At 26.6% G+C, this 14,762-nt stretch carries 11 protein-coding genes; 10 read left to right on the top strand and 1 reads right to left on the bottom strand.

Annotation, left to right across the window (positions count from 1 at the left end; translation table 11 throughout):
• Positions 1-9 precede the first annotated feature (9 nt).
• From purB to guaA, 10 genes are read left to right on the top strand one after another with little or no spacing between them, the layout of a single operon-like run.
• Positions 10-1,437 carry an adenylosuccinate lyase gene (gene purB, locus BLBCPU_RS02270; RefSeq protein WP_014246385.1) on the top strand — a complete coding sequence of 476 codons (1,428 nt, stop codon included), beginning with the start codon at positions 10-12 and terminating at the stop codon, positions 1,435-1,437.
• 47 nt (positions 1,438-1,484) lie between these two features.
• A complete protein-coding gene (locus tag BLBCPU_RS02265; protein WP_014246384.1) occupies positions 1,485-5,207 on the top strand; it encodes a phosphoribosylformylglycinamidine synthase in 3,723 nt (1,240 codons plus the stop codon).
• A gap of 11 nt (positions 5,208-5,218) precedes the next feature.
• The gene (gene purE / locus BLBCPU_RS02260) at positions 5,219-5,701 is read left to right on the top strand and encodes a 5-(carboxyamino)imidazole ribonucleotide mutase (protein WP_014246383.1); all 483 of its coding nucleotides are present in this window, start codon (positions 5,219-5,221) and stop codon (positions 5,699-5,701) included.
• A gap of 5 nt (positions 5,702-5,706) precedes the next feature.
• A complete protein-coding gene (gene purC / locus BLBCPU_RS02255; RefSeq protein WP_200858164.1) occupies positions 5,707-6,435 on the top strand; it encodes a phosphoribosylaminoimidazolesuccinocarboxamide synthase in 729 nt (242 codons plus the stop codon).
• A gap of 47 nt (positions 6,436-6,482) precedes the next feature.
• Positions 6,483-7,913, top strand: coding sequence for an amidophosphoribosyltransferase (gene purF, locus BLBCPU_RS02250; RefSeq protein ID WP_014246381.1), 1,431 nt, complete (start codon positions 6,483-6,485; stop codon positions 7,911-7,913).
• A gap of 18 nt (positions 7,914-7,931) precedes the next feature.
• Positions 7,932-8,918, top strand: coding sequence for a phosphoribosylformylglycinamidine cyclo-ligase (purM, locus tag BLBCPU_RS02245; RefSeq protein WP_014246380.1), 987 nt, complete (start codon positions 7,932-7,934; stop codon positions 8,916-8,918).
• A gap of 10 nt (positions 8,919-8,928) precedes the next feature.
• Entirely contained in the window at positions 8,929-9,492 is a 564-nt protein-coding gene (locus BLBCPU_RS02240; RefSeq protein ID WP_014246379.1) for a formyltransferase family protein, read from the top strand.
• Positions 9,493-9,552: 60 nt separating this feature from the next.
• Positions 9,553-11,070 carry a bifunctional phosphoribosylaminoimidazolecarboxamide formyltransferase/IMP cyclohydrolase gene (gene purH / locus BLBCPU_RS02235; RefSeq protein WP_014246378.1) on the top strand — a complete coding sequence of 506 codons (1,518 nt, stop codon included), beginning with the start codon at positions 9,553-9,555 and terminating at the stop codon, positions 11,068-11,070.
• A gap of 11 nt (positions 11,071-11,081) precedes the next feature.
• The gene (purD, locus tag BLBCPU_RS02230; protein WP_014246377.1) at positions 11,082-12,317 is read left to right on the top strand and encodes a phosphoribosylamine--glycine ligase; all 1,236 of its coding nucleotides are present in this window, start codon (positions 11,082-11,084) and stop codon (positions 12,315-12,317) included.
• 41 nt (positions 12,318-12,358) lie between these two features.
• A complete protein-coding gene (gene guaA / locus BLBCPU_RS02225; protein ID WP_014246376.1) occupies positions 12,359-13,912 on the top strand; it encodes a glutamine-hydrolyzing GMP synthase in 1,554 nt (517 codons plus the stop codon).
• Positions 13,913-13,918: 6 nt separating this feature from the next.
• Here guaA and accD read toward each other — a convergent pair whose 3' ends face one another.
• Entirely contained in the window at positions 13,919-14,758 is an 840-nt protein-coding gene (gene accD / locus BLBCPU_RS02220) for an acetyl-CoA carboxylase, carboxyltransferase subunit beta (RefSeq protein WP_014246375.1), read from the bottom strand.
• Positions 14,759-14,762 lie beyond the last annotated feature (4 nt).

The following is a 14,762-nucleotide window of genomic DNA, read 5'->3' as shown; positions in this document are numbered from 1 at the left end:
GATTCTTTTGTGAAAGAATATAAAAATCCTTTAGTAGAACGATACAGTAGTAAAGAAATGTTGTATAATTTTTCTCCCGAAAAAAAATTTACTACCTGGAGAAAACTTTGGCTATATTTAGCAGAATGTCAAAAAAAATTAGGTTTAAATATTAAGGAAGAACAAATTAATGATTTAAAAAAACATTTAAATGATATTGATTGGAATAGAGTTTTTTTCTATGAAAAAAAATTTCATCATGATGTAATAGCTCATTTATATGCATTTGGAGAAAAAGCGACTATAGCTAAACCAATTATTCATTTAGGTGCTACAAGTGCTTTTTTAGGAGACAATACGGATCTTATTCTCCTACGTGATGGATTAGAAATTATCCTTAATAAATTAATTAATGTTCTTTTTCGTTTTAGAAATTTTACCTTAGAATATCATAATACTCCCACTTTGGCATTTACACATTATCAACCTGCTCAGTTAACTACTGTTGGGAAACGTTCTTCTTTGTGGATACAAAGTATCCTAATGGATATAGAAGAATTGGAATTTAGATTACAAAATCTATGTTTCAGAGGAGTAAAAGGAACTGTAGGAACAGCTGCTAGTTTTAAAGAATTATTTAATGGAAATTTAAAAAAAGTAAAATATCTAGAAAAAAAATTATCCAAAAAATTTGGATTTCAAAAAATTTTTTCTGTTACGGGTCAAACTTATGATAGAAAAGTTGATGCACAAATATTAAATTTATTATCCAATATTTCTCAATCTTCTCATAAATTTAGTAATGATTTACGTTTATTACAAAATTTAAAAGAAATGGAAGAACCATTTAATAAAGAACAAATTGGATCCAGTGCTATGGCATATAAACGAAATCCAATACTTAGTGAACGTATGGCCTCTTTAGCTAAATATGTGATTTCGCTATCAAATAGTTCAGCTATGGTAGCTGCCACTCAATGGTTAGAACGTACTTTAGATGATTCCGCAAATAGAAGATTGGTACTTGCACAATCTTTCTTAGCTACAGATGCTATTTTAATGATTTGGAATAATATATTAGAAAATATTGTGGTTTATCCTAAAATGATAGAAAAAAATATCTATCAAGAACTTCCATTTTTAATTACTGAATCTATTATTATCCAAAGCGTAAAAAATGGAGCAGATAGACAAAAAATCCATGAAAGAATCCGAATTCATTCTATGAAAACTCATTCTAAAATGAAATTAGAAGGTAAAAAAAATGATTTTATAAAACGTATTTTAAACGATGAAAAAATACCGATTAATGAAAAAGAATTAAATAAAATGCTGGATCCTAAAAATTTTATAGGTTTTTCTTCAGATCAATCTTTAGAATTTATTGATAAAAAAGTAAATCCTATTTTGGATCGATTTCATCATTTGATAAATTCAAATAGTAATCTTAAAATTTAGAAAAATTCTATTTTTATATCATAAATATTCTAATTCTATCTATTCTAATGAATTTAAGGATTTATATACAAAAAAAAAATTTTTTCGATCTTTATTCTAGAAATTTATATCAAGAATTAAATGATATGGATATATCGTTATCTAAAGTGATTATTTATCATATATACGATATATTTCAAATAAAACAAGAAGTTTTTATAGATAGCTTATATAAAATTTTTGTGGATCCTGTAACAGATATTTATCATAAAAAATTACATTTAAAAAATCCATATTTTTCTATAGAATATTTACCAGGAAAATATGATCAACGTGCAGAAGCGGCTATGCAATGTATAAAAGTGATAGATCCTATATCTACAGTTTTTATAAAAACCGGAAAATTAATTGAATTAATAGGATTGAATAATCAAAAGAATGATATTATTAAAATTAAAAAATATTGCATAAATCCAAATATTTGTAAGGAAAAAAATCTTAAAGAAATGCTTCCTCCAGATTTTTCTAATATAAAATGTGTAGAGAAAAAAAAAATGAAAATTCTAGAAGGATTTATTAATTTTACTCCTGAAGAAATAAAAAAAATTCATAAAAAATGGAATTTTTCTATAGGAATAAAGGATTTACTCTTTATTCAAAAATACTTTTTTGAAGAAAAGCGTGATCCTAAAGAAGAAGAATTACGGATTTTAGATGCTTATTGGTCTGATCATTGTCGTCATAGCACTTTTTTGACTACATTGGTAGATATCACTTTTGATGGAATATTGAAAGATACCTATTATAATATTTTTAATAAATATTTAAAAGATCGTGATTCAATAGGAAGATCAAAAGATCCTATAAATTTGATGGATTTATCTAATCTTCCTTCTCAAATTCTTTCTAAAAAAGGAAAATTGAAAAACTATGTATTTTCTAATGAACGTAATTCTTGTATAATGAGAATTGACGTAGATATTATAGGAAAAAAAAAGGAAAAATGGTATCTTTTATTTAAAAACGAAACCCACAATCATCCTACAGAAATTGATCCATTTGGAGGCGCTGCTACTTGTATAGGTGGTGCAATTCGAGATCCATTATCTGGTAGAGCATTTGTTTATCAATCTATTCGATTAAGTGGAGCGGATGATCCAACTAAAAAAAAAACATTGAATGGTAAAATAGAGCAAAGAAAAATCTGCCGTGAAGCGGCTAATGGTTATAGTTCTTATGGAAATCAAGTTGGAGTTGCTACTACTCATATACATGAAATATATCATAAGGGTTATAAAGCTAAAAGGATGGAAGTTGGAATGGTTATTGGAGCCGTTCCAGTAGATTACGTAAAACAAAAAAATCCAAAAAATGGAGATATTATTTTGTTAATTGGTGGATTAACAGGAAGAGATGGAATAGGAGGAGCAACCGAGTCTTCTAAGGAATATGAATATAATTTTAAAAATACATCTTACAATATTCAAGTCCAAAAAGGAAATCCAATAATAGAACGACAAATACAAAGATTTTTTCGAAAAAAATCAGCCATATCTTTGATTAAAAAATGCAATGATTTGGGTGCAGGAGGAGCTTCAGTAGCTATAGGGGAATTGAGTAATAGTTCGATCCTTTATTTAGATAAAATACCAATAAAAAATACATCTTTAGATCCTATAGAAATAGCACTTTCAGAATCTCAAGAACGTATGGTAGTGGTTTTAAATCCCTATGATGTAAAAAAATTTATTAATTTATCTCATAAAGAAAATATTCTATCCATTCCTATAGCTAGGATTACGGATAATGAACGTATAATTTTTTATCATAAAAAAAAAGAAATATTCAACTTAAAAAGTTCTTTTTTAAATACAGGAGGATCTAATAAAAAAAAAGTTGTTCAGGTAAGTTCTCCAACTTCTATTTCTCCTTTTAAAAAATCCCAAAAAATTACTTTCAATAAAACAAATTTCTTAAAAAATATTTCTAAATTAAATATTGCATCTCAAAAAAGTTTAGTAGAAATGTTTGATAGTACTATAGGTGGAGGAACTATATTGATGCCTTTTGGAGGAAAGTATCAAATGACTCCATCGGAAGGAAGTGTACAAAAAATTCCTGTTTTAAATGGAGAAACAACCACAGTAAGTTTAGCATCTTGGGGCTATCATCCAAATATATCTACTTGGAGTCCTCTTCATGGAGGGGCATATGCTATAGTAGAGTGTGTTTCTAAAATTGTTTCTATGGGAGGCAATTATAAAAGTACTTATTTTAGTTTTCAAGAATATTATCAAAAATTAGGAAAAAAATCCAAAAATTGGGGGAAACCATTTGCTTCTTTATTAGGCGCTTATCATGCACAAATGGCATTTGAATTAGCTTCTATTGGAGGAAAAGATAGCATGTCTGGATCATATAAAAATATTCACGTTCCACCAACATTAATAGCTTTTGGAGTTAGCATAGGTTCCTGTGGGAATATTATATCACCTGAATTTAAAAAAATAGGAAATAGAATATACTTATATCATCATAAACCACTAAAAAATGAAATGCCAGATTTCGATTCTCTGAAAAAGGTATATGATCAAGTTTATGAAGGGATTTGTTCCGGTAAAATAGTTTCTGTGAAAACTATAAAAGATGGTGGGATTTCCATTGCTATTGCAAAAATGTCTTTTGGAAATCGTTTAGGTGTTGTGATTCAATATAATAATCATTTACTTGAAACAAATATAGGTTCATTAATTATAGAATCTTCATCTTCACTTTCAGAAGATTTCATTTTAATTGGAGAAGTTGTTTCATCTAAAAATTTAAATTTTAATGGTATTTCTATTGATATAGATGAATCCATCGAAAATTGGATAAAAACTTTAACTCCTATATATTCTATACATAATAGAGATCTAAAATATACTAAAAAAAATATACTACGAAAAAGTATAAAATTCCATAAAAAAATTCCATTAAAATGGAAATCAATTAAAAAAATAAGACCACATGTATTTATTCCAATATTTCCTGGAACAAATTGTGAATTTGAATCAATTCATGCTTTTGAAAAAGAAGGAGCAATAGTAAAAACTTTTGTATTGAGAAATTTAAGCGATAAAGATCTTATTCAATCCATATCTAAAATGGTAAAATATATCAAATCTGTACAAATATTTATGCTTTGTGGAGGATTTAGTGCGGGAGATGAACCAGATGGTTCTGCAAAATTTATAACGTCTATATTACATAATCCCTATATCAAAGATTCTATTGAATATTTTATTGATCATGATGGATTAATTTTAGGTATCTGTAATGGATTTCAGGCATTGATTAAATCTAGTTTATTACCTTACGGTAAAATCAATTTGCGTAATCATAAATCTCCAACACTTACCTATAATAAAATAGGGAAACATATATCTCAATGTGTTCATATAAAAGTTATTTCTGATCAATCTCCATGGTTAAAAGGAATGAAAAATAAAGTATATACTATTCCTGTATCTCATAGTGAAGGTAGGTTTTATGCTAATGAAAAAATGATTAATATTTTATTAAAAAAAAATCAAATTGCCACTTTATATGTAGATTTAAAAGGAAATCCTACTATGGATTTTCCTTTTAATCCCAATGGATCGATTGGATCAGTAGAAGGATTATTAAGTAATAATGGAAAAATTTATGGAAGAATGACTCATCCGGAGCGTTATAATAATGGATTATTAAAAAATATACCTGATATTAAAGAGCATTCTATTTTTAGAAATGCTGTGCAATATTTTTTATAAAAAAAAATTATATGAAAGTAGCTATATTTTGTGGAAGTATATCGGATAAACCAACAATGAAAATATCTGAAAATATACTAAATATATTTAATATAAAGAATAAAACTTATATTATATCGGCACATCGTTTACCAGATATATTATCAAAAACAATAAAAAAAATAGAATCTTTAGAAGGTATGGAACTTATTATTGCAGGAGCTGGTTTATCTGCTCATTTACCTGGAATTATAGCTTCAAGAACTATTATACCCGTTATAGGAGTTCCTATTTATGCTAATAATGGATTATTAGGTGGAATTGACGCTCTACTTTCCATTGTTCAAATGCCTAAAGATGTTCCTGTTGCTACAGTAGGGATCAATAATGCATACAATGCGGCTCTATTATCCGTTCATATATTAGCTATAAAATATAAAGAAATAAAAAAATTATTATTAAAATTTCGAATGAAACAAAAAGAAAAATTAGTGACTGAAATAGATAAATATTGATTATTATGAGCAGTATGATTAAAAAAAAATATTTATTAGAAGGAAAAACAAAAAAAATCTATTCTACAGATAATCCAGATGAAATTATTATTCATTATAAAGATAGTATAACTTCTTTAAATGGATTAAAAAAAGAATTATTACAAGATAAAGGAATTTTAAATAATGAAATAACAACATTAATATTTAAATTCCTTAAAGATTATGGAGTAAGGAATCATTTTATTCGTAAGATAAATAATAGAGAACAATTGTGTTATAAATTGGATATGATACCATTAGAATTTGTAGTTCGAAATATTGTTGCTGGAAGTATGTCTAGACGTTTAGATATAAATGAAGGAATTACTATAGATAATCCAATTATTGAAATATTTTACAAGAATGATGGATTAAAAGACCCATGGTTAAACCACCATCATGCTGTATTCTTAAATCTAATTTCTTATGAAGAATTAAATAAAGTTAATCGAATTGTATCAAATATTAACAATATTCTGAAAAAATATTTTTTAGATAAAAATATTATATTGGTAGATTTTAAAATAGAATTTGGAAAAAATAAAAAAAATCAAATTTTACTTTCTGATGAAATTAGTCCTGATACATGTCGTCTTTGGGATAGAAAAACAATGAAAAAACTTGATAAAGACAGATTTAGAAATAAATTTAATGATAAGGAAGAGGTAATAGATACTTATATGGAAATATTAAAAAGGCTAAATGCAGGTTAATCCATTTAAGGGACAAATATTTTCTTTTTCCATAAAAAAAAAAGAGGATGTCTCAATTATTTCCTATTCTAGAAAAAAAAAATTATTATGATAAATTTCATGAGGAATGCGGAGTTTTTGGAATTTATTCTATTCATAAAATAGATACATTTTCTCTCATTCAGTTTGGTTTATTTGCCTTACAACACCGAGGTCAAGAAGCATGTGGTTTTTCGGTTTTACGAGATGGATTTATTTTATCTCATAAAAGTGAAGGTCTTGTTTTAGATTCCTTTAAAAAAATTTCGAATTCTGAATGTTATCATGGAAATGCTGTTATTGGACATACACGATATTCTACAGAAGGAGGACAAAGCCAAAAAAATATTCAACCATTTTTTGGAGAAGATATCTATGGTAAAAGTATCATTTCTATTGTCCATAATGGAAATTTAATAAATGCTAAAACAATTCGGAAAAATTTAGAATCGAAAGGAATTACATTTATATCCTCTGATTCAGATTCCGAAGTAATTTTACGTTTAATACAAAAATATTTATTAGAATCTGAGAATAATTTAAAAATAGCTATTCAAAAAACAACTTTTGATATTAAAGGAGCTTATTCTGTAATAGTTCTTATGGATAATAAAATTGCTGCTTTTAGAGATCCAAATGGAATTCGCCCTTTATGTTATGGTATGCTTAATGAAAAAACTTATATATTTAGTTCTGAAACTTGTGGAATAGATTCTGTGGGGGGATATTATGTAAGAGATTTATTTCCAGGAGAAATAGCTATTGTCGATAAAAAATCAATTCAATTTTCTCTTCTTAGAAAAAAAAGGGATACAAAACGAAGAATATGTTCCTTTGAATATATTTATTTTTCCCGTCCTGATTCTTTCATTGAAAATATAAACGTTTATGCAGTTCGTGAAAAAAGTGGAGAAGTTCTTTATGAACAACATCCAGTAGTAGCAGATGTCGTTATTGGAGTCCCAGATTCTGGTGTGCCAGCAGCTATTGGATATTCTAAAGCATCCGGAATCCCTTTCAAACCAATTTTAGTAAAAAATAAATATATTGGAAGATCTTTTATTTTACCAAAACAAGAAATGCGTGAAAAAATGGTGAATTTAAAACTAAATTCTATTTTAAATGAAATTAGAGGAAAACGTATTGTAATTATTGATGATTCTATTGTTCGTGGGACTACGAGTCGTAGATTAGTTTATATTTTAAGAAAATCAGGAGCAAAAGAAATTCATTTTAGAAGTGCATCTCCACCTATTATAGCTCCATGTTATTTAGGTATAGATACTCCTACTAAAAAAGATCTAATTTCATTCAATATAGATAAGGAAAGTATAGCTAAATTTTTAGATGTAGATAGTTTAGAATTTTTAAGTATGGCTAATTTAATCGATATTCTTGGAAGTAATAATTATTGTTTCGGTTGTTTTACTGGGAATTATCCTATTCATAAAAAAAAATGATTGTATATTATAGTAATAATGAAAGAAAGTAATCGTACCATATATAAAATTAGTCCAATTTTAGAAAAAACTTATAACAATAAGGTAATTGGCTCATTAGATAATTTTGCAGCACTTTATAAAATGCCTTCCTCTGAGTATAAAGAACCTGTTTTGGTATCTGGTGTTGATGGTGTTGGGACTAAACTTCTTTTAGCTATTAATTACCAAAAATATGATGTCATTGGAGAAGATTGTTTTGCTATGTGTGCCAATGATATATTATGTCATGGAGCAAAGCCATTATTTTTTCTAGATTATTTAGCTTGTGGTAAACTGGATTCTAACATTGCAGAAAAAATTATACAAGGTATAGCAACCTCTTGTAAAAAAACGAATACCTGTCTTATTGGCGGAGAAATAGCTGAAATTCCAAGTATTTACAAAAAAAAAGATTATGATATAGCAGGATTTTGTGTAGGTATTGTAGAGAAAAAAAAGGTTATAGATGGAAAAAAAACAATTAAAGAAGGAGATATTTTAATTGGAATACCATCTTCAGGTGTACATAGCAATGGTTTTTCTTTAATTCGAAATATTTTTTATACAGAAGATTTATTGATGAAAAAATTCCAAAAAAAACCATTTTATGAGACTCTTTTAATTCCAACTAGAATTTATTATTCTACTATTCAGATTTTATTAAAAGAGTTTGTAATTCACGGATTAGTTCATGTTACTGGAGGGGGGATATACGATAATTTATTTCGTGTTCTTCCAGAAAATTTATTAGCTATAGTAGATAAAAAAAAAATTCCTATTCTACCTATTTTTAATCATATTCAGGAAAAAGGTTTTTTATCCGATCAAAAAATGTGGCATACTTTTAATATGGGAGTTGGAATGATTATAATAGTTTCTATTAAAGATCAAGGTCCAATTTTTGATAGATTACGTTTTTTAGGAGAAAATCCTTTTGTATTTGGAAATATAGTTAAAGGAGATAAAAAAGTATTTTTGAAATAAAAATATTTTTATGAAAAAAATATCTATTTTGGTCTCTGGAAAAGGGACAAATATGCAGCATATTCTAGAATCTATTTCTAATGGAAAACTTTCTAAAGTTAAGATAGATACAGTTATTTCTGATAGATCTTGTAAAGCTATTCAATATGCATCGAAAGAAAATATTACAACTTTTTCTTTAAAAAAGACTAAAAAAATACTTTTATCTAAAGAGATAGATAATATTTTTATAAAAAAAAGCCCAGATATTATAGTACTTTGTGGTTTTCTTTCAATACTTGATTCGGAATTTTGTGATAAATGGGATGGAAAAATCATAAATATTCATCCATCTCTTTTACCTAAATATGGAGGAAAAGGTATGTATGGAATGAGAGTACATCAAAAAGTGATTAATAATAAAGAAAAAATATCAGGTGCTACAGTTCATTATGTAACTAAAAATATTGATTCAGGAAATATAATTTTAAAAAAATCATGTAATATTTTTTCAAAAGAAACTCCAATATCGTTATCTAAAAAAATATCTATCATAGAAAAAGAAATACTCATTCAATATTTAAACAATATTTGACCTATTATATTATTTTTTTTTATATCCATAAAAATTTCGAATTCTTTAATTATTATATATATGAAAAGAGCTTTGATTAGTGTTTATGAAAAAAATGAAGAATTATTTGATTTTGTCTATTTTTTAGATAAAAAAGAATATCAAATTATTTCTACTTGTGGTACTTATCAATACTTAAAAAAAAATGGAATATCTAATGTTCTAAAAATAGAAAATATCATTTCTTTTCCTGAAATTTTAGATGGAAGAATAAAAACTATTCATCCATCTATTTATGGGGGTATTCTTGCTAATCGGTCTATTGATAAACATATGAAAAGTATTCATTTTCACGGAATTAATCCTATTGATATTGTATTGGTAAATTTTTACCCATTTTTTGATAAATTCCATAAAAAATCAATTAATTCTATAATTGAATTTATTGATATAGGAGGACTATCTATGTTGCGAGCAGCAGCTAAAAATTTTTTTCATGTAACCCCTATTACAGATAAAAAAGATTATATATTAGTAAAAAATGAAATTGAAAACTATGGGAATACTTCATTAAAGTTGAGAAAAAAATTAGCAGGAAAAGTATTTAATCTTACTTCTGCTTATGATTCTGCAATTTCTCAATATTTTTTAATGGAAGAAAATTTTCCTACTTATTTACATTTTTCTTATGAAAAAAAAATGAATCTTCGTTATGGGGAAAATCCTCATCAGGAAGCAGCTTATTATATTAGTACTATTCATAATGGAGCAATGTGTCATTTTCATCAATTACATGGTAAAAATCTTTCTTTTAATAATTTAAGAGATATGGATATAGCTTGGAAAGTAGTATCGCAATTTTCTGAACCAGCTTGTTGTACTGTGAAACATGCAACACCATGTAGTGTTGCCTTAGGCAAAAATGTTCTAGATGCATTTAAAAAAACTTATTATGCGGATTCTATTTCTTATTTTGGAGGAATTATTGCAGTAAATGTTCCAATAACAAAAGAATTAGCGAATAAAATGAATAGTCTATTTTTAGAAGTTATTTTATCTCCTAGTTATGAAAAAAATGGATTGAGTATTTTAAAACAAAAAAAAAATATAAGAATCATTAGTATAAAAAATCCTATTTCTGATAAATTGGAATATGTAAAAATAGATGGAGGAATGTTGGTACAACAAGTAGATCCTCCTTTATCTTATGATTATCAAATAGTAACCAAAAAAAAATTTTCTGATCAAGAAATAAGATCTTTATTTTTTGCTCAAAAAGTAGTAAAATATGTAAAATCAAATGCTATTGTTGTAGCTCAAGGTACACAAACTTTAGGAATTTCGGGAGGTCAAACCAATAGAATTTGGGCAGCTCGTCAAGCTATAGAAAGAGCTTTAGAAAAAAGCAAAGAAGATTTAGTCCTTGTTTCGGATGCTTTTTTCCCTTTTCGGGATATAGTAGATGAAGCTGCGATATCCGGTAAAATAAGAGCAATTATTCAACCCGGAGGATCTATTCGTGATAAAGAATCTATAAAAGCTTGTGATGAACATGGAATAGCTATGGCTTTTACGGGAAAAAGACATTTTAAACATTAAAAAAAAATATTATGAAAGTTTTAATTCTCGGAAATGGAGGGCGTGAACATGCTATGGGAAAAAAATTTTTAAAAGATTTTCCTACTATAGATCTTTATTTTTATCCTGGTAATGGAGGAACCGATGAAATAGGAAAAAATATTAAAAATACTTATACAACATTAGATTTATGTTTATATGCTAAAAAAAATGCAATAGATATAACTATTGTTGGTTCAGAAACTTTTCTATTGGATGGAATTGTAGACGTATTTAAAAATTTTGGACTAAAAATTATGGGTCCACATTACCTTGCTGCTAGATTAGAAGGTGATCGTGTTTTTTCTAAATCATTTATGAAAAAATATGGAGTACGGACTCCTAAATACGAAGTTTTTTCTTCTTATCAAAAAGCTGTAGCTTTTTTAGAAAAAAAAAATTATTCTGTAGCTATAAAAACAAGTGGTATAGCAGGAGGGAAAGGAGTAATGTTGGTGAGAAATAAAAACGAAGCAAAGCAGGCTTTAACTTCTATTATGATAGATAAAAAATTTGGAAAATCTGGAAATAAAGTTATCATAGAAGAATTTTTGAAAGGTCATGAATCCTCTATTATATCCATATTTAATGGGAAAGATATTATTCCTTTTTTATCCGCTAAAGATTACAAAAAAATTGGAGAAAAAGAAACTGGTAGAAATACAGGAGGAATGGGTACGATAGCACCTAATCCCTATATGAACGATGAAGTTTGGATAGATTTTCAAAAAAATATATTGGAACCAACTTTAAAAGGACTTTTTTTAGAAAAATTAACTTTTTTCGGATTTATTTATTTCGGATTAATGATCACTTCAAATAGTGTATACTTATTAGAGTATAATACTCGTATGGGAGATCCTGAAACTCAAACTTTATTGCCATTAATGGAAAGTAATTTTTTTCATATAATCCAGTCGGTATTTCTTCAAAAAGAAATATCTATTTCTTGGAAAAAATTATGTTCTTGTTGTATCGTACTATCTTCAAAAGGCTATCCGGAACAATATGAAAGTGGAAAAATTATAAATGGATTAAATTCTTTAAAAGAACCTTTTTATATTGCTGGGGCTAAAAAAGAAAAAGAAAAATGGATGACATCACATGGACGAGTTTTAAATATCGTAGGAATTGGGAGTACAGGAGATTCCGCTAGAAAAATAGCTTATAATAAGGTAAAAAAAATTCATTTTGAAAACTTGTATTTTAGAAAAGATATTGGATTATAGTTTTTTTTTAAAAAAATTCCAATGATACAAAAAAAATTATAATGAAAAAAGACTCTATTTTGGTATTAGATTTTGGTTCCCAATATAGCAAGATAATTGCACGAAGAATTCGAGATATAGGAGTATATGCCCATTTATATCCTTATGATATTTCTATTCATAATATTTTATCCAAAAAACCAAAAGGGATTGTTTTATCTGGAAGTCCTTTTTCTGTTTATGACGAAAATCCTCCATTAATATCTAAAAATATATTTCAATTGAATATTCCGATACTTGGAATTTGTTATGGAATGCAACTTATTTCTTTTCTTTTTGGAGGAAAAATAGAAAGATCAAAGTATAAAGAATATGGAAAATCTATTTTTATGATAGATCATTGTAAAAATGATTTATTCCACGGAATTCCTAAAAAATCTATTGTTTGGATGAGTCATTTTGATGAAATAAAAAAGATTCCAAAAGAATTAAAAGTGATTGGACATACTTCTTCTTGTGCTATTGCAGCTTTAATTCATAAAAATAAAGATATTTATGCCGTACAATTTCATCCAGAAGTGAATCATACCGAATTTGGAGTTTCGATCATGAAAAATTTTATACTTCATATTTGTAAGTGTTACCCAAACTGGAAACTAAACCATTTTGTACAAAAAAATGTAGAAAAAATAAGAAAACTTGTAGATACTAAAAAAGTAATATTAGGATTTTCAGGAGGTGTAGATTCTTTTGTAGCCGCTTATATCATTAAAAAAGCTATTGGTTCATCCTTACATTGCATTTTCGTTGATACTGGTTTTCTTATAAAAGAAGAAAAAGAAAAAATATCTTTTTTTTGTAAAAAAATGAATTTATTTATTAAAATAATAGATGCTAAAAAACGATTTTTATCTAGTTTAATTGGAATTATTGATCCTGAAATGAAAAGAAAAATTATCGGGAAAGAATTTGTTTCTATTTTTCAAGAAGAATCAAAAAAAATTAAAAATGTAGAATTTTTAGCGCAGGGAACTATATATTCAGATGTCATTGAATCTTCTACATATTCTTCATCCAAATTATTAAAAAATACTTTTTTTATTAAATCTCATCATAATGTAGGAGGATTACCTAATTTAATGAAATTGAAACTTTTGGAACCATTAAAAGAATTATTTAAAGATGAAGTACGAAAAATAGGAAAATATTTAGGAATTCCAAAAGAAATTTTATACCAACATCCATTTCCAGGTCCTGGATTAAGCATTCGGATTATTGGAGAAGTAAATAAGAAAAAAATTTCTATTCTTAAAGAAGCGGAAATGATTCTTTTGCAAGAATTAAAAAATTATAATTTATATAAATTTGTAAGTCAAGCTTTTATAGTATTATTACCTATAAAATCCGTAGGAGTAATGGGTGATAAACGAACCTATGAATATGTCTCTGTATTACGTGTTACAAATACGGAAGATTTTATGACTGCTACTTTTTCACATTTACCTTATAATTTTTTAGAAAAAGTTTCGAGTAGAATAATTAATGAAGTTAATGGAATTAATCGTTTAGTATACGATATTACTTCTAAACCTCCAGCAACTATAGAATGGGAATAATTTTTTTTACATCATCATAGAAACAAGATTGGATATATTTTTTTTTAAATCAATTCTAGAAGAAATGAAATCTATAAATCCATGTTCTAGAAGAAATTCTGAAGTTTGAAATCCATCTGGAAGATTTTTTCCAATAGTTTCTCTAATTACTCTAGGTCCAGCAAATCCAATTAAAGCACCTGGTTCGGCTATATTTATATCTCCAAGTAATGCATAAGATGCTGTAACCCCTCCTGTAGTTGGATCTGTAAGAATGGATATATAAGGAATTCTTGAATCACGTAACTGAGTTAATCTAGCTATTGTTTTAGCCATTTGCATTAAAGAAAAAGAAGATTCCATGATTCTTGCCCCTCCAGATTTAGATATCAATACATATGGAAATCTTTTTTCAATACAATGTTTTATAGCTCTAGATATTTTTTCTCCTACTACAGATCCCATAGATCCTCCTATAAAAGAAAAATCCATACAAGAAATAATTATATCCATCCCATTTATTTTTCCAACTCCTGTTCTAATAGCATCATATAAATTTGTTTTTTTTCTTGCTTCCTCAATTCTATCTGTATATTTTTTTCTATCCATCCATTTTATAGGATCTTTACTAATCATTTTAATATTTTTTTCTGAAAATTTTCCATTATCAAAAAGAATATCAAAATATTCTTTGCTATGAATTCTTACATGATATCCATCTTCTAGACTCACATATGCATTTTTTTTTAGTTCATCCGTATCTATAATTTTTCCATTTGGAGTTCTGTACCAAAGCCCTTTAGGTAAATCTTTTCTATCTTCTATAGGGGTAATAATATTCTTTTTTTTTCTTAAAAACCATGCCATAGTT

Source organism: Blattabacterium sp. (Cryptocercus punctulatus) str. Cpu (genome assembly GCF_000236405.1).
Classification (GTDB): domain Bacteria; phylum Bacteroidota; class Bacteroidia; order Flavobacteriales; family Blattabacteriaceae; genus Blattabacterium; species Blattabacterium punctulatus.
The sequence above is the reverse complement of the archived record's forward strand: the minus strand, read 5'-3'. Positions and strand labels throughout refer to the sequence as shown.